This window comes from Planomonospora algeriensis, from assembly GCF_977012225.1.
In genome coordinates, this window is sequence record NZ_CDRNDK010000120.1 from 1 (window position 1) to 15,077 (window position 15,077).

The 15,077-nt window shown below is 72.1% G+C and carries 13 protein-coding genes and 2 pseudogenes; 8 read left to right on the top strand and 7 right to left on the bottom strand.

The window, feature by feature from the left end:
* Positions 1-28: 28 nt before the first annotated feature.
* Both ACWJ6R_RS14990 and ACWJ6R_RS14995 read right to left on the bottom strand, forming a co-directional pair.
* Positions 29-400 carry a PRC-barrel domain containing protein gene (locus tag ACWJ6R_RS14990; protein WP_449062806.1) on the bottom strand — a complete coding sequence of 124 codons (372 nt, stop codon included), beginning with the start codon at positions 398-400 and terminating at the stop codon, positions 29-31.
* Between the two features lie 491 nt (positions 401-891).
* Complete coding sequence (locus ACWJ6R_RS14995) at positions 892-2,106, bottom strand: pyridoxal phosphate-dependent aminotransferase (RefSeq protein WP_449062807.1); 1,215 nt, start codon at positions 2,104-2,106, stop codon at positions 892-894.
* A gap of 99 nt (positions 2,107-2,205) precedes the next feature.
* On the opposite strand from ACWJ6R_RS14995, the gene ACWJ6R_RS15000 reads away from it, so the two are divergent.
* Positions 2,206-2,841 (top strand): winged helix-turn-helix transcriptional regulator, encoded by a 636-nt coding sequence (locus ACWJ6R_RS15000; RefSeq protein WP_449062818.1) that lies wholly within the window; start codon positions 2,206-2,208, stop codon positions 2,839-2,841.
* Positions 2,842-2,973: 132 nt separating this feature from the next.
* Here the strand turns inward: ACWJ6R_RS15000 and ACWJ6R_RS15005 are convergent.
* From ACWJ6R_RS15005 to ACWJ6R_RS15025, 5 genes and pseudogenes are all read right to left on the bottom strand, one after another.
* Positions 2,974-3,516: pseudogene (locus ACWJ6R_RS15005) on the bottom strand (TrmH family RNA methyltransferase); the annotation flags it as partial.
* An 86-nt stretch (positions 3,517-3,602) separates the two neighbouring features.
* Entirely contained in the window at positions 3,603-4,196 is a 594-nt protein-coding gene (locus ACWJ6R_RS15010) for a class I SAM-dependent methyltransferase (protein ID WP_449062808.1), read from the bottom strand.
* A gap of 71 nt (positions 4,197-4,267) precedes the next feature.
* Positions 4,268-5,215 carry a VWA domain-containing protein gene (locus ACWJ6R_RS15015; RefSeq protein WP_449062809.1) on the bottom strand — a complete coding sequence of 316 codons (948 nt, stop codon included), beginning with the start codon at positions 5,213-5,215 and terminating at the stop codon, positions 4,268-4,270.
* A pseudogene (locus ACWJ6R_RS15020) lies at positions 5,212-6,190 on the bottom strand (DUF58 domain-containing protein). The gene ACWJ6R_RS15015 and the pseudogene ACWJ6R_RS15020 overlap by 4 nt, the downstream one beginning before the upstream one ends.
* Positions 6,187-7,191, bottom strand: a complete 1,005-nt coding sequence (locus tag ACWJ6R_RS15025; protein WP_449062810.1) for an AAA family ATPase — start codon at positions 7,189-7,191, stop codon at positions 6,187-6,189. Before ACWJ6R_RS15025 ends, ACWJ6R_RS15020 begins: the two are co-directional and overlap by 4 nt.
* Positions 7,192-7,315: 124 nt before the next feature.
* On the opposite strand from ACWJ6R_RS15025, the gene ACWJ6R_RS15030 reads away from it, so the two are divergent.
* The 7 genes from ACWJ6R_RS15030 (at position 7,316) to ACWJ6R_RS15060 (ending at position 15,040) form a co-directional block, all read left to right on the top strand.
* Positions 7,316-7,816: a hypothetical protein gene (locus ACWJ6R_RS15030; protein ID WP_449062811.1), complete on the top strand. Its 501-nt coding sequence runs from the start codon at positions 7,316-7,318 to the stop codon at positions 7,814-7,816.
* 418 nt (positions 7,817-8,234) lie between these two features.
* Entirely contained in the window at positions 8,235-8,447 is a 213-nt protein-coding gene (locus tag ACWJ6R_RS15035) for a hypothetical protein (RefSeq protein ID WP_449062812.1), read from the top strand.
* Between the two features lie 175 nt (positions 8,448-8,622).
* Positions 8,623-9,621 (top strand): LacI family DNA-binding transcriptional regulator, encoded by a 999-nt coding sequence (locus ACWJ6R_RS15040; RefSeq protein ID WP_449062813.1) that lies wholly within the window; start codon positions 8,623-8,625, stop codon positions 9,619-9,621.
* Positions 9,622-9,858: 237 nt separating this feature from the next.
* Entirely contained in the window at positions 9,859-11,379 is a 1,521-nt protein-coding gene (locus ACWJ6R_RS15045) for an ABC transporter substrate-binding protein (protein ID WP_449062814.1), read from the top strand.
* Between the two features lie 73 nt (positions 11,380-11,452).
* Positions 11,453-12,370 carry a carbohydrate ABC transporter permease gene (locus tag ACWJ6R_RS15050; protein WP_449062815.1) on the top strand — a complete coding sequence of 306 codons (918 nt, stop codon included), beginning with the start codon at positions 11,453-11,455 and terminating at the stop codon, positions 12,368-12,370.
* A gap of 11 nt (positions 12,371-12,381) precedes the next feature.
* Positions 12,382-13,365: a carbohydrate ABC transporter permease gene (locus ACWJ6R_RS15055; RefSeq protein WP_449062816.1), complete on the top strand. Its 984-nt coding sequence runs from the start codon at positions 12,382-12,384 to the stop codon at positions 13,363-13,365.
* 40 nt (positions 13,366-13,405) lie between these two features.
* Entirely contained in the window at positions 13,406-15,040 is a 1,635-nt protein-coding gene (locus ACWJ6R_RS15060; RefSeq protein ID WP_449062817.1) for a glycoside hydrolase family 13 protein, read from the top strand.
* Positions 15,041-15,077: the final 37 nt, after the last annotated feature.

Genomic DNA, 15,077 nt, shown 5'->3' on the forward strand with positions numbered 1-15,077 from the left:
GGCCGGGGCCGCTGCGGGGCGGCCGCCCTCACCCGGCCGGGGTCCGGTCCACGAGCAGGTGGGCGTAGTACGCGCTCAGCCGCTCGCGGGAGCGGGACGCTCCGGCCTCGGCGCCGTGGGCGTGCGGGGCGTCCATGATCTCCTCCCTGGTGGGGGAGACGTGGACCGTGCGCTCGATCGGGTCGACACGGGTGATCAGGCCGGCGGGCAGCAGCGTGCTCCTGTCGGAGATCCATGATCCGGTGTCGATGACGATGTAGCTGTCACCCGCCATGGTGCTCTCCTCCTCCACCGGGCCGATCTCCCCGTCGGGGCCCTGCACCTCGAAGCCGATGAGGTCCAGCGAGCGGTCGCCGCCGTAGACGTCCGGGCGGTAGTTCCACAGGTTCTCGTTCATCATGATCGGGCTCTTTCCTGTCAGGGGACGGGCATCGGCGGCTCGTCTACCCGCCCAGGTGAGAGCAAACAAACCCGTGGAACGGCTCGCGGTCCGCTGCCGCACCCGGATGATCGGCGCCCGGGACCGCCGCCCGGGGCCCGTTCCGGCCTGCCGCCGCCCGCGGTACGGCGGGCGGGACGACCCTGAGGGGCGACCCTGGCTTGTCCCTGATCTCGGCCCGCGGGACCGCCGCCCGGCCCCGCCGCGGCCTACGGTGGGCACATGGGACGAATTCTGCTGATCGTGGCGGCCGTGGTGCTCGCCTTCTTCCTGCTCGGCTCGGTGCTGGGCTTCCTGTTCGGCCTGCTGAAGTGGGCCTGATCATCGGTCTGGTGGCCGTGGTGGGCATGTTCGCGGCCAAGCTCTTCCGCTCCTCGAAGGTCCGCGGCTGACGCCGGCCGGGTGACCGCCGGGGGCGGGCTCCGCCGAGGGGCCGTCCCCGGCGGGCGGGGTCACCCCTGGCGGTAGCCGTCCAGGAACCGGCCGATGCGGCCGATCGCCGCGTCCAGGTCGTCGGCGTGCGGCAGGGTGAGGATGCGGAAGTGGTCGGGGCGCGGCCAGTTGAAGCCGGTGCCCTGCACGACCTGGATCTTCTCGCGCAGCAGCAGGTCCAGGACGAACCGCTGATCATCGACGATCCTGTGCACCTCGGGGTCGAGGCGGGGGAACGCGTACACCGCCCCCTGCGGTTTCACGCACGAGACGCCGGGGATCCGGTTGAGCCTCTCCCAGGCGAGATCGCGCTGCTCACGCAGGCGCCCGCCGGGCAGGACCAGGTCGGTGATGCTCTGCCGGCCGCCGAGCGCCGCCTGGACGGCGTACTGCGCGGGGGTGTTGGGGCACAGCCGCATGGAGGCCAGCATGGTCAGGCCCTCCAGGTAGTCGCGGGCGTGCTCGCGCGGGCCGGAGACCACCAGCCAGCCGGAGCGGTAGCCGGCCACCCGGTAGGCCTTCGACAGCCCGGAGAAGGTCAGGCACACCAGGTCGAGGGCGAGCGCCGCGACGTGGTGGTGGACGGCGTCGTCATAGAGGATCTTGTCGTAGACCTCGTCGGCCAGCACCATCAGGCCGTGCCGCCGCGCCAGGTCGAGGATCCCCTCCAGGACCTGCTTCGGGTAGACGGCACCGGTGGGGTTGTTGGGATTGATGATCACCACGGCCCTGGTGCGAGCGGTGATCTTGGCGGCCATGTCGTCGAGGTCGGGGTACCAGCCGGCCGACTCGTCGCACAGGTAGTGCACGGCCCGCCCGCCGGCCAGGGTGGTCACGGCCGTCCACAGCGGATAGTCCGGGGACGGGACCAGGACCTCGTCGCCGTCGTCGACCAGGGCCTGCACCGCCATCGAGATCAGCTCGGAGACGCCGTTGCCGAGGTAGACGTCGTCGACGTCCACGTCGGGCAGGCCGCGCTCCTGGTAGTGCTGGGCCACCGCCCGCCGCGCGGGCAGCACGCCCCGGGAGTCGGTGTAGCCGTGGGCCTTCGGGAGCATCCGGATCATGTCCTGGACGATCTCCTCGGGCGCCTCGAAACCGAACAGCGCCGGGTTGCCGGTGTTCAGGCGGAGCACGCTGTGGCCCGCCTCCTCCAGGGCGTCGGCGTGCTCGACGACCGGTCCGCGGATCTCGTAGCAGATCCCGTTCAGCTTGCTCGACTGCCTGAACTCCATGCGGTGGTCTCCCGATCCGTGTCCGCGTCTCCGCCGTCTGCGGTGTTACTTGGTTCTACCAAGTGAGCACTTGGAAAGTCCAACCGTTAGAGTGGCGGCATGCCACGACGGAGCTACGACCAGTACTGCGCCATCGCGCGGGCACTCGACGCCGTCGGCGACCGGTGGGCGCTGCTGGTCGTCCGGGAGCTGCTGGCCGGTCCCCGCAGGTACACCGAGCTGCACGCCGACCTGCCGGGGGTGAGCACGGACGTGCTCGCCGCCCGGCTGAAGGACCTGGAGCGCGAGGGCGTCGTGACCCGCCGCAGGCTGCCGCCGCCCGGCGCCGCCACGGTCTACGAGCTCACGGCGCGCGGCCGCGGTCTGCGTGCCGGTCCTGGCGGCGCTGGCGTCCTGGGCGCGGACGGCCTCGCCGAGCGGAGCCCGACCGACGCCGTCCGCGCCCACTGGTTCGCCGTCCCCCTGGTGCACCGGCTCGAGCGGGCGGCGGGCGGGTACGCCGGGGTCGTCGAAGTCGCGCTGGAGGAGGGGACCTTCCACCTGCGGCTCGGCGGGGAGGGCCCGCCGTCCTACGGGGACGGCCCGGCCGAGGCCGCCGACGCGCGGCTCGCCACGGACGCGGACACCTGCGTCGCCCTCGCCCGGGACGTCCGGACGGTCGCGGACGCCGTGGAGGCCGGACGGATCACGGTGACCGGCCGGGGCCCGCTCGCCGACGCGCTGCGGAGCGCGTGAGCGCATCCGGGACGCCCGCCCGCCCGATCGCACGATCACATCCAGGGGGCGCCGGGAGCGCGTGACCGCTCCCGGCGCGGCCCGTCCGCTCCGGCGGCTCCGGTCACTCCGGCTCCCGCCGGTGCGGGCCGGCTCCAGGGCGGCCCACTCCCGGCGGCGCACCTCGGCCACGGCGATCGCCGTGGCGACCCCGACGTTGAAGGAGCCGACGCGGCCGACCTGCGGGATGTAGCAGACGGCGTCGGCGGCCTCCAGCAGCGCGGGGGAGCAGCCGTGGTCCTCGCTGCCCACCACCAGGCACACGTCGCCGGACAGCTCCGCCTCGTGCAGCGGGACGGCGTCGCCGGTCAGCTCCACCGCGACCACCCGGAACCCGTCCGCCTTGGCGGCCCGTACGGCCTCCGTCACCGGGACCGGCTCCTCCCAGGCGACGAGCCGGTCGGTGCCCAGCGCCGTCTTCTGCGCCTTGGGGTTGGTCGGGGCGGTGGCGTTGCCGGCCAGCCAGATGCGGTCGGCCCCGAAGGCGGCGGCCGTACGGAAGATGGAGCCGATGTTGAACGGCCCGGTCACCGACTCCACGATCAAGGCGAGGCGGCCTTCGGTGTTCCTGCGCCAGGTGCGGTTGAGCCGCTTGACGTCGGTCGGCCGCAGCTGCCTGCGCGGGTTGGCGGTCATGGGTCGTTCACCGTTCCTGATCGTCGTGGGTCTCGTCGTCGTGCTCTCGCCGCCTGTCGGCCGGCTCCGCGCCGGCCGGCCGGCGCTCACCGCGCCCCCACCCGGAGGATCCGGTAGGAGGAGCGGGAGGCCGCCCGGGTCGTGGGCCAGCCCTGCTCGTTGAGCCAGCGCTGCAGGGAGTCGGACCCCAGGTGCTTCTGGACCACCAGGTGGGCGGCGCCGTCCGGGGTCAGGCGCGACAGCCAGCGCGTCAGCATCTCGTGCAGGGCGGTCTTGCCGATGCGGATCGCCGGATTGGACCAGATGGCGCTGAACCTGACCTCCGGGGGGACCTCGTCGACATGCATTGACCTTACTTTGTCAAGGCCCGCGGTCTGCGCATTCCGATTGCAGAGCGCTACGGAACGGCGGTTCACGTCGACGGCCCAGACCCTCGCGCCGGGAGCCCGCGACGCCATCGTCAGCGCGATCGGCCCGTATCCGCAGCCCAGGTCCAGCAGATCGCCCTCCGGCGGGGGAGGGGGCACGCTCTCCAGCAGGATCCGGGTGCCCTGGTCGACCCGCTCGGGGGAGAACACGCCGCTGTCGGTCTCCAGCCTCAGATGGAGGTCGGGGAGGACGAGCGTGACCGAGCCCGGCCGGCTGGCGCTCTCGGGGCGCTCCTCGAAGTAATGTGCCACGTGCTCATTGTCCCGCCTCCGGCGCGGCGCTCCGCACGCCCGGTGGCCGGGACGGGACCCCGGACGCGCGGTCAGGGGATGCGCGAGCCCAGCAGCAGGGCGGAGACGGCGAACAGCAGGCCCGTCACCACCCCCGCCACGGTGAACCACTGGCCGATCTCCTGGTTGACCGTCCGGTAGCCGAGGGACGTGCCGATCTGCTCGTAGACCGCCCGCAGCTCGCTGCCCGACTCCGCCTCGTAGGCGCGCCCCCCGGTGCCCTGCGAGAGGGTCTGCAGGGTGGCCTTGTTCACCGGGACGTTCACCTCCCTGCCGTCGATGGAGACGGTGCCGTCCTGGGTGCCGTAGGCGATCGTGGAGACCGGCACGCGGGCGTTGACCGCCGACTCGACCGCCTCGGCCACCGACCGGCCCGAGGTGTTGTCGCCGTCGGACAGCAGCACGATCGCGGCCGGAGGGGGGTCGCTGACGGCCTGCTGGTCGAAGAAGCGGATGGAGTCGATGGAGCTGAACACCGCCTCGCCGATGGCGGTGCCGGCCCGGGTGTTGAGATTGGCGAGCGAGGTGGCCACGGCCTGGTGGTCGAGCGTGGGGGAGACCACCACGTTGGCGGAGCGGGCGAAGGCGACCAGGCCGACGTTGAAGCGCTCCGGCAGGTCCTGGACGAACTTCTGGGCGGCCTCCTTGGCCGCGGCGAGCCGGTTGGGCGGGACGTCGCCGGCCTCCATCGACAGCGAGACGTCCAGCGCGATGATGATCGTCGCCCGGTCGCGGGGCACCCGCACCGCGTCGGCCGGACGGGCGGCGGACAGCACCAGCAGGCTCATCATCAGGAAGAACAGCACGGGGGCGACGTGGCGGCGCCAGTCCGGTCCGGAGGGCGTCACCAGGTCGAGCAGCGGCAGGTTGGTGAAGCGCACCGCGTAGCGGCGGCGGGCGAACTGGGCCGCCGCGTAGGCGGCGGCGAGGGCCGCGAGCGCGGCGAACAGCCAGAGCCAGGCGGGAGACAGGAAGGTCACCGGGCCGCCCCCGCCGCCGGGTGCCGGTGCGTCAGGTGCGCGGTGCGCCGCTGCCTCAGCACGAACTGGGCGATGTCGGCCACCCAGTCGCGGTCGGTCCGCAGCACCAGATGCGCCGCGCCGCAGCGGCGCAGCGCCATCCGGTTGACCTCCCGCTGGACGGCCGCCGCGCGGGCGTAGGCGGCGCGCACCCTCGCGGTGAGCCGGACCTGGCGGCTCCGTCCAGACTCGGGGTCGGTGAGGCTGACCAGTCCCACGGGCGGCAGCTCCAGCTCACGCGGATCGATCACTTCGACGGCCAGCACCTGGTGGCGCGCGGCCAGGCGGCGCATCGGCCGCTCCCAGGGCAGTTCCAGGCCGGGGTCGAGGGCGGGGGAGGCGTCCAGGAAGTCGGAGACGACCACCCGCAGGCCGCGCCGGCGCCGCGCCGAGGCCAGCACCTCGATGCCCTCGGCCAGGTCGGGGGCATCGGCGACCGGGCGCCCGGGGCGCGTCCATCAGCGAGTGCAGCAGGCCGTACAGGGCGGGCCGGCCACCGCGGGCGGGCATCCGGTGGACGTACTCGTCGTGCAGGACGTAGGCGCCGAAGCGGTTGCCGATCCGCCGGGTGAGGAACCCGACCGCGCCGACCGCGGCGACTACCAGCTCCCGCTTCTCCATGGCGGCGGTGCCGAAGTCCATGCTGGGGGAGAGGTCGGCCAGCACCCAGGTCTCCAGTTCCCGGTCGGCGATGAGGTCCCTGACGTGCGGGACGGAGGTGCGGGCGGTCACCGCCCAGTCCATGCGGCGGACGTCGTCCTCGCCGGGGACGTAGACGCGGCTGTCGCCGGCCTCGCTGCCGGGCCCGGGGAGCAGGCCCTGGTGGGCGCCGTGCAGCAGGCCGTCCAGCCGCCGCACGATGGTCAGCTCCAGCCTGCGCAGGGCCTGCTCGGCCGTACTCGTGGCGACGCCGGCGCGTCGCGGCCCGGGGGTCATCGGGGACCCTGGTTCCAGACCACGAGCGGAGGGGGCACGGCGCCGAGGATCTGCCGGACCACGTCGTCGGGGTCGATCCCGTCGGCGAGCGCGTCGAAGGTGAGCATCAGCCGGTGGGACATCACGTCCACGGCCACGTCCCGGATGTCGTCGGGGAGCAGGTAGTCGCGGCCGCGCAGCAGGGCCAGGCCGCGGCCGGCGGCGACCAGGCCGAGCGTGGCGCGCGGGCTGACGCCGATCTCGATGTTCTCCTCCAGGCCGGCCAGGCCGTACTCGGCGGGGGAGCGGGTGGCCATGACCAGCCGGACGACGTAGTCGGCGACCAGCTGGTGCACCGAGACCTGGTCGGCGAGGCTCTGCAGGGCCGACAGCCGCTGCGGGTCGAGGACCGCCTTGGGCGTGGGCGGGGTGACGCTCATCCGGTGCAGGATCTCCAGTTCCTCATGGGCGCTGGGATGGCCGACCCGGACCCGGAAGAGGAAGCGGTCGCGCTGGACCTCGGGGAGCGGGTAGACGCCCTCGGACTCGATCGGGTTCTGGGTGGCGAGCACGACGAACGGCTTGGGCAGCGGGTGGGTCCGCCCCGCCAGGGAGACCTGGCGCTCGGCCATGACCTCCAGCAGGGCCGACTGCACCTTGGCCGGGGCGCGGTTGACCTCGTCCGCGAGCAGGAAGTTGACGAAGACCGGACCGAGCTCGACGTCGAAGGCCTCGCGGGAGGGGTGGTAGACCCGGGTGCCCACGATGTCGCTGGGCACCAGGTCGGGGGTGAACTGGATGCGGGCGAAGGTGCCGCCCACCACGGTGGCCAGCGTGGAGGCGGCCAGGGTCTTGGCGACGCCGGGCACCCCCTCCAGCAGGCAGTGGCCGCGCGCCAGCAGCGCCACGAGCAGCCGCTCCACCATGTGGTCCTGGCCCACGATGACCCGCCGGACCTCGGTCAGGGCCTCGCGCAGCAGTCCGGCGTCGGTCTCGCTGGGAACTTCCTCGGCGACGGTCATGGTGACATTCCACCAAACAGAGGGCTCTGCCGCATGGCTGGAGTGGTGCGCATTTCCGGTTGATACCCACCTGCGCGAGGTGTGATCGCCGACACAGGCTTTCCCGTGTGCTTTCATGGCAGACGTGGCCAGTCCGCTCCAGTACGGTGACCCGCCCCGGCTCGGGCAGTTCGTCCTGCAGGCGCGCCTGCGGGTGGGGCCCGCGGGGCTGGTCTACCTGGGGCAGGACTCCGGCGGCCGGGCGGTTTCGCTGGCGGTGCTGACCAGGGGGGCCGCGCAGGATCCGGCGGCCAGGGACAGATTCGTCACGGCGATCCGCGAGGCGGCGGCCAGCCGCGGGGTCCGGGGCTGGATGGCCAGGGCGGCGCGGGGCCGGACGGCGGTGACCGAGACGGTCCCGCAGGTGCTGGCGATGGACGGCGGTGCGGCGCCCTGGGTCGCCACGCCGTACGAACCGGACCGGGCGGGGGCCGAGCGGTTTCTGGAACCGGTGCTGGTGCGCGGCACGCTGACCGGTGCGCGGCACGGCCCGGACTTCGCGCCGCACTGGGTGGGCGACCGCTCACCCGCGCTGCCGGCTCCCTCCCGGGGGCCCCGCCCGCGGTGGAGACCCGCAGGTCGGTGATCCTGGCCGGGGCGGTGCTGACCGTCCTGCTGGTGCTGCTGGCAGGGATGCTCTGGCAGTTGTTCCGCCCGGACGAGGAGGTCGAGCAGTTCCCCTCGCCACTGCCGCCGACGAGGTTCGAGCCGACGCCGCCGCCGGTCCCGGCGACTCCGGAGCCGGGGCGGCCGTCGCCCTCCCCGTCGCCTCCGAGAGCGGGACGGGCCCGGGGGAGCCGGGGGACCGGGAGGGGCCGGAAGACCCCCGCAGCGGGATCTGAGGTCCGGGAGCGGACCAGCAGGGGACGGCGTCCGCCCGGGTCCGTCCGGTCCGTCCGGTCCGTCCGGTCTGTCTGGTCCGCTCGGCTCTGGCGGCGGGAGCGCCGTGCCGCCGCCGGCGGGATCTCGCGTGATCCCGGGCCGTCCCGGGGTATGGACAGCGGATGAGCAACGAGGAAGAACTGCGCAGGCTCGACGAGGAGCTGGCGCGGCTGCGCGCGGAGGTCGCGGCCATGCGCGACCAGGTCGGCGGGCTCGGCGCCACGGATGCCAACGAGCGGGCGCAGATGATCAACCTGGCCGACGAGCAGGAGAACCTGATCAACGAGCTCGAGGTCCGGCGCGAGTCGCTGCTCAGGTCCTCCGGCGGGGGATGAGCCGCGCGTCGCGAGGACGGGCGCGGTCCGACGGGCCGCGGCCCGTGCGGCCCGTTGCCCGGTGGGCCGTACGGGGACGCGGGGGTGGGCCGCACCGGGACGGCTGCAAACGGTCGGCGACCGAGCGGCGCAAATTTACGCAAATACTTGCGTTAAATGTCGTATAGTTTGCGGCATGACGCGACGACTTGCACATGTGGCGAAGAAGGTCGGGGTGAGCGAGGCGACGGTCAGCCGCGTCCTCAACGGCAAGCCCGGGGTGTCGGAGGCGACCCGGGAGGCCGTGCTCACCGCTCTGGACGTGCTGGGATACGAGCGCCCCACCCAGCTGCGCGGTGACCGCGCCCGTCTGGTCGGGCTGGTGCTGCCCGAGTTGCAGAACCCCATCTTCCCGGCCTTCGCCGAGGTCGTGGGCGGCGCGCTGGCGCAGCAGGGGTTCACCTCGGTGCTGTGCACCCGAACGGTGGGCGGGGTCTCCGAGGCCGATTACGTCGACCTGCTGCTCCAGCAGCAGGTGTCTGGCGTGGTCTTCGCCGGCGGCCTCTACGCCCAGGCCGACGCCTCCCACGAGCACTACCGGCTGATCCACGAGCGCGGGCTGCCCACGGTCCTGGTCAACGCGGCGGTGGAGCACCTGGGCTTCCCCCAGGTCTCCTCCGACGACGTGGTGGCCGCGGAGATGGCCCTGGGCCACCTGCGGGCGCTCGGGCACGAGCGCGTCGGATTGGTGCTGGGTCCCCGGGACCACATGCCCTCCCGGCGCAAGCTGGAGATCTTCATGGCGTCGGCGGGAGGGGACTCCGACCTGGTCGAGCATACGATGTTCTCGCTGGAGGGCGGGCACGCGGCTGCGGCCCGCCTGCTGCGCAGGGACGTCACCGGCATCGTCTGCGCCAGCGACGTGCTGGCGCTCGGGGTGATCAGGGCCGTGCGCCGTGCGGGGCTGTCGGTGCCACGGGACGTCTCGGTGATCGGCTATGACGACTCGGCGATGATGAACTGCACCGACCCGCCGCTGACCACGGTGCGCCAGCCCATCGACGCGATGGGCCGCGCGGCCGTGGAACTGCTGGTGGCTCAGATCGACAAGGCGGTGGTGCCCGCCGACGAGCTTCTGTTCGAACCGGAGCTGGTCGTGCGCGCCTCGACGGCGCGGGCCGGCGCGGGGGGCTGAGACCGGAGGGCTCCGCCGGGGTCCGGCGGAGAGGCCGGCGCGGAAGCCGAAGCCGCCGGGGTCCGGCGGAGGGCCGGCGGGAGAGCCGGAAGGCCGGGGCGGTGGCTGCGGGCCGGGGGATGAAGGGCTGCTCACAGGGGTGGAACGGGACACCGTTCCACCCCTGCTGCATGCTCTCCTGAAAATCGCGTAACTCAGTCGTTATCTTGCAATGTACTGTTGAAATATTGCGGACACATGTTGATGGTGCTTATCGTGTGGGCCACACCAGGGGACGGGCGGCCGGTGGCGGTGCCCGTCCAGGCCGGGACGGGCACCGCCATCGGCTCCGTTCCCCCCATCAGAAGGGTCAGCGCGATGAGGAGATCCGGCTACCGCAAGACCATGGGCGCACTGCTCGTGGCCGGGCTCGGCCTGTCGGCCGCCGCGTGCGGTTCCGACGAGTCCGCCCGGGACGGCGCCCGGCCCGCGCAGGGCGCCGGAGCCTCGGCCGCCGGGGACGCGCCGGTATCGATCTCGATCAACTGCATGCCGCCGAAGACCAACAAGGCGGAACGGCAGAACTTCGAGGACGACATGGCGGAGTTCCAGAAGCTCAACCCGGACATCACGATCGAGAAGGCCTCGGACGCCTTCCCCTGCTACGAGCCGAGGACGTTCGAGGCCAAGCTGGCCGGCGGCCAGCTCGAGACCGTCTTCTACGCGAACTTCCCCAACGTGGGCCGCCTCATGGAAGCCGGCCAGGCAGCCGACATCACCCCGTACCTGGACACCGTCAAGACGTACGGCGAGCTCAACGGCTCGGTGGAGATCTTCAAGAAGGACGGCAAGGTCTACGGCGTGCCGACCGACGGCTACGGCATGGGCCTGGTCTACAACCGCAAGCTGTTCACGCAGGCCGGCCTGAACCCGGACAACCCGCCCAGGACCTGGACGGAGGTGCAGGCGGCGGCCAAGAAGATCGCCGCCCTCGGCCCCGGATACGTCGGCTTCGGCGAGTACAGCGGCGGCAACACCGGAGGCTGGCACTTCACCGCGTCGATCTACGGGCGCGGCGGAGAGGTGATCACCCCCGACGGGAAGAAGGCGGCCTTCAACACCCCCGAGGGCAGGGCCGTCCTGGAGAACCTCAAGCAGATGCGCTGGACCGACGACAGCATGGGCAGCAGGCTCTTCATCAAGTGGGAGGACCTGATGAAGGCCATGGCCGGCGGCAGGATGGGCATGATGCTCGGCGCCCCCGACGTCCTGGTACCGCTCAGGAACGACTTCCAGGCGAAGTTCGAGGACTACGCGGTGGCGGCGCAGCCGGAGGCGAGGGCCCTGCTCAACGGCGGCAAGGGCTTCATGATCAATCCCAGGGCGACGCCCGAGCAGATCCGGGCGGGCCTGAAGTGGATCGAGTTCCAGTACCTGACGCCGGGCAAGGGCCAGCTCGACTACGAGCGGGCCAAGTCCCAGGACTACCCGGTCGGCCAGCCGTACCCGGACCTGTGGAAGGCCGGCAGCGCGACCGGCACGCAGGTCCTGGACGCCCGCAGGCGGTACGCCACGGTCGATCCCGCGCAGTACACCCAGTGGGTCGAGGGCTCGAAGGGACTGCCGGCCAAGCCGGAGCCCGGCCCGTACGCCCAGGAGATCTACGCCATCCTCGACACGCCCATGTCGGCGGTGCTCACCAGGAAGGACGCCGACGTCGACCGGCTCCTGGCCGACGCGGAGGCGAAGGTCAACGCCCTGCTGGCGAAGAAGGGCTGACCGTCCGCCTCCCGGGGCGCCGGCGGTCCGCCGGCGCCCCGCCCGTCACGCCGAGACCGAAAGACCTGTATCGATGACCACAGTGAGCATGCGGGGCACACGAGGGCGGCCCCCCACCAAGCGGCGGCGCGACGTCAAGCGCAACCTGACCGCCTACGGTTTCCTGTGCGGGGCACTGATCTGTTTCGCGTTCTTCTCCTGGTACCCCATGGTGTGGGAGATCGTGCTCAGCTTCCAGCAGACGAACTTCGTCGACCCGCCCGTCTGGGTCGGGCTGGAGAACTTCGTCACGGTGTTCGAGGACGCGGCCTTCGGGCCCGCCTGGAAGAACACCGCGATGTTCACCCTGCTGGCGCTCGCCTGCGGCTACGGCATCCCGTTCGTCGTCGCGATCGTCCTGAACGAGCTGCGCCACGCGCGGGCCTACCTGAGATTCGTCGTCTACCTGCCGGTGATGCTCCCGCCGGCGGTCGGGGTGCTGCTGTTCCAGTGGTTCTACGACCCGCAGACCGGCCTGTTCAACCAGATCCTGGGCTTCCTGCACCTGCCCGCGCTGGACTGGCTGAACTCCTCCGACACCGCGTTGATCTCGCTGGTCGTCGTCTCCACCTGGATGAACCTCGGCAGCGGCACGCTGATCTACCTCGCCGCGCTGCAGACGGTCCCGAGCGAGCTGTACGAGGCGGCGGAGCTGGACGGCGCCGGGCTCTTCAAGAGGATCCGGCACGTCACGATCCCGCAGACCAGGCTGATCCTGCTGGTGATGATGCTGCTGCAGATCGTCGCGACCATGCAGGTCTTCATCGAGCCGTACCTGCTCACCGGCGGAGGCCCGGAGAACTCGACCGTCAGCGTCGTGTACCTCATGTACCAGTACGCGTTCAACTTCGGCAACGTCAACGGCGGCAACGCGCTGGGCGTGATGCTCATGCTGGTCCTGATGGTGTTCTCCGCCTTCTACCTGCGCCTCTCGCGCGACGACACCAAGTAGGAGGCGCCGAGATGACGGATCTCACCACCGCCCCGGGACGCCCCTCCGGCGCCCCCGCCGACCCCGGCCGACGCCCCCGCAAGCAGGGGAGGGCCTCGCGGCCCCGCAGGCCCATTCCGACGGAGTTCCGCACCGCCGTCTCACCGCACCGGCTCAACTCCCGCGGGGGCAGGATCGTCTACTGGACCGTGCTGGCCACGGTGGTGACGGGCTTCACCGCGGTCTTCGTCTTCCCGCTGTACTGGATGGTCACCGGCGCGATGAAGTCGACCGAGGACCTCCTGCGGACCCCGCCGAGCCTCCTGCCGCCCCGGTTCACCCTGGAGGCGTACCTGGAGGCGTGGGAACTGCTGGACCTGGGCCTGCTGCTCGGCAACACCGCCCTGTACGCCGGCGGAGCCTGGCTGTTCACGCTCGCGATCGACGTCACGGCGGCCTACGCGCTGTCCAAGCTGAGGCCCGTGCTCGGCGGGCTCGTCCTGGCACTGATGCTCGCCACCCTGATGATCCCGCCGATGGTCATCATGCTCCCCGCCTACCTGACGGTGAAGGACCTGCCGATCCTCGGCTGGGACCTGCTGAACACCCCGTGGGCGATCTGGCTGCCGGCCGCGGCCAACGGGTTCAACATCTTCCTGCTCAAGCGCTTCTTCGACTCGATCCCGAGGGAACTGCTCGAAGCCGCCGAGATCGACGGGGCCTCCCCGGGGCGGATCCTCTGGTCGGTCGTGATGCCGATCTCCCGGCCGATCCTCGGCGTGGTGTCCATCCTCACCGTGGTGAACGTCTGGCGGGACTTCGTCTGGCCGCTGCTCGTGCTGCCGGACAACGAGAAGATGTCGGTGAGCATCGGCATCGCCTCGCTGTCGGCGCAGATGCCGCAGAACGTGCTCATCGCCTCCCTGGTGATAGCGAGCATCCCGACCATCGTCGTCTTCTTCGTCTTCCAACGGCAGATCATGGCCGGTCTGACCGCCGGCGGTCTCAAGGGCTGAGCCCCGCCACCCGTCCACGACCACAAGGAGTTGCTGCAGCATGTCCGGCAGTGCCATTCCGGGGACGACCCCGGGCCCCGCCACGTCGGCCGAGACGGCCCCGCAGAGGGGGGCGGAGAAGGGCGCGTGGTGGCGAGGAGCCGCGATCTACCAGGTCTACCTGCGCAGCTTCGCCGACGGCAACGGCGACGGGATCGGCGACCTGGCCGGCCTGCGGGCCCGCCTGCCGTACCTGGCGGAGCTCGGCGCCGACGCGATCTGGCTCAACCCCTGGTACCCCTCGCCGATGGCCGACGGCGGCTACGACGTGGCCGACTACCGTGACATCGACCCCGTCTTCGGCACGCTCGCCGAGGCGGAGAAGCTCATCGAGGAGGCCCACTCCCTCGGCATCCGGACGATCATCGACATCGTGCCCAACCACGGCTCGGTGGAGCAGGAATGGTTCGTCCAGGCGCTGGCGGCCGGTCCCGGCTCGCCCGAGCGGGAGCGCTTCTGGTTCCGGGACGGCCGCGGCGACCTGCCGCCCAACGACTGGCGGTCCATCTTCGGCGGGCCCGCCTGGACCCGGGTCCCCGACGGCCAGTGGTACCTGCACCTGTTCGACCCCGGCCAGCCCGACTTCAACTGGGACAGCCCCGAGGTCGCGGCGGAGTTCCACGACGTGCTGCGCTTCTGGCTCGACCGCGGCGTGGACGGCATCCGGATCGACTCGGCCGCGCTGATCGTCAAGGACTTCGACAGCCCCGCCGGCGCCGACGGCGACCTCGACGGCGTGCACGGGATCTACCGGGGCTGGCGGCGCGTCACCGACTCCTACGAAGACCGGATCCTGATCGGCGAGGTGTGGCTGCCCGACCAGGAGCGCTTCGCGCGCTACCTGCGCCCCGACGAGATGCACACCGCGTTCAACTTCGACTTCCTGGGCCGCGCCTGGGACCCGCGGGAGCTGCGGGCCTCGATCGAGCTGACCCTGGCCACCCACGTGCCGATCGGCGCCCCGCCGACCTGGGTGCTGTCCAACCACGACGTGCCCCGCCCGGTGACGAGGTACGGCCGGCAGGTCACCTCCTTCTCGCACGCCGACCGCCGTGACGGCGCACCGTCGGACGCGGCGCTGGGAGAGCGCAGGGCCAGGGCCGCGGCGCTGCTCGCGCTGGCGCTGCCCGGAAGCGTCTACGTCTACCAGGGGGAGGAGCTCGGCCTGCCCGAGGTCGACGACATCCCCGGCGAGCTGCGCCAGGACCCCATCTGGACCAGGTCCGGGCACACGGTCCCGGGCCGCGACGGCTGCCGGGTACCGCTGCCCTGGTCGGGGCAGGAGCCGCCGTTCGGGTTCGGCGCGGGGGAGCCCTGGCTGCCCCAGCCGGCCTCCTGGAAGGACCTGACGGCCGAGGCGCAGGCCGCCGACCCCGGCTCCATGCTCGCTCTCTACCGGCGGGCGCTGCGGATCCGCCGCGCCGAGCTCGGCGACGGCGCGCTGCGCTGGCTGGAGGCCGGCGAGGACGTGCTCGCCTTCACCCGCGAATCCGGCCTGGCCTGCGTGGTCAACCTGGGCGCCGGCCCGGTACGGCTCCCGCAGCACGAGGCCGTGCTGCTGGCCAGCGGCCCGCTCGACGGCGACCGGCTGCCCGCCGACACCGCCGTGTGGCTCCGTACCGGCCGAGACCTCTGAGCGGCGCCGGGCCGGATGCCCCCTGCCCGGGCCGGTG

Excerpts from the sequence above, each read along its gene's own strand:
- ACWJ6R_RS14990 (WP_449062806.1), bottom strand. The coding sequence starts at position 400 with ATGATGAACGAGAACCTGTGGAACTACCGCCCGGACGTCTACGGCGGC.
- ACWJ6R_RS14995 (WP_449062807.1), bottom strand. The coding sequence starts at position 2,106 with ATGGAGTTCAGGCAGTCGAGCAAGCTGAACGGGATCTGCTACGAGATC.
- ACWJ6R_RS15000 (WP_449062818.1), top strand. The coding sequence starts at position 2,206 with ATGCCACGACGGAGCTACGACCAGTACTGCGCCATCGCGCGGGCACTC.
- ACWJ6R_RS15025 (WP_449062810.1), bottom strand. The coding sequence starts at position 7,191 with ATGACCGTCGCCGAGGAAGTTCCCAGCGAGACCGACGCCGGACTGCTG.
- ACWJ6R_RS15035 (WP_449062812.1), top strand. The coding sequence starts at position 8,235 with ATGAGCAACGAGGAAGAACTGCGCAGGCTCGACGAGGAGCTGGCGCGG.
- ACWJ6R_RS15040 (WP_449062813.1), top strand. The coding sequence starts at position 8,623 with ATGACGCGACGACTTGCACATGTGGCGAAGAAGGTCGGGGTGAGCGAG.
- ACWJ6R_RS15045 (WP_449062814.1), top strand. The coding sequence starts at position 9,859 with ATGTTGATGGTGCTTATCGTGTGGGCCACACCAGGGGACGGGCGGCCG.
- ACWJ6R_RS15050 (WP_449062815.1), top strand. The coding sequence starts at position 11,453 with ATGACCACAGTGAGCATGCGGGGCACACGAGGGCGGCCCCCCACCAAG.
- ACWJ6R_RS15055 (WP_449062816.1), top strand. The coding sequence starts at position 12,382 with ATGACGGATCTCACCACCGCCCCGGGACGCCCCTCCGGCGCCCCCGCC.
- ACWJ6R_RS15060 (WP_449062817.1), top strand. The coding sequence starts at position 13,406 with ATGTCCGGCAGTGCCATTCCGGGGACGACCCCGGGCCCCGCCACGTCG.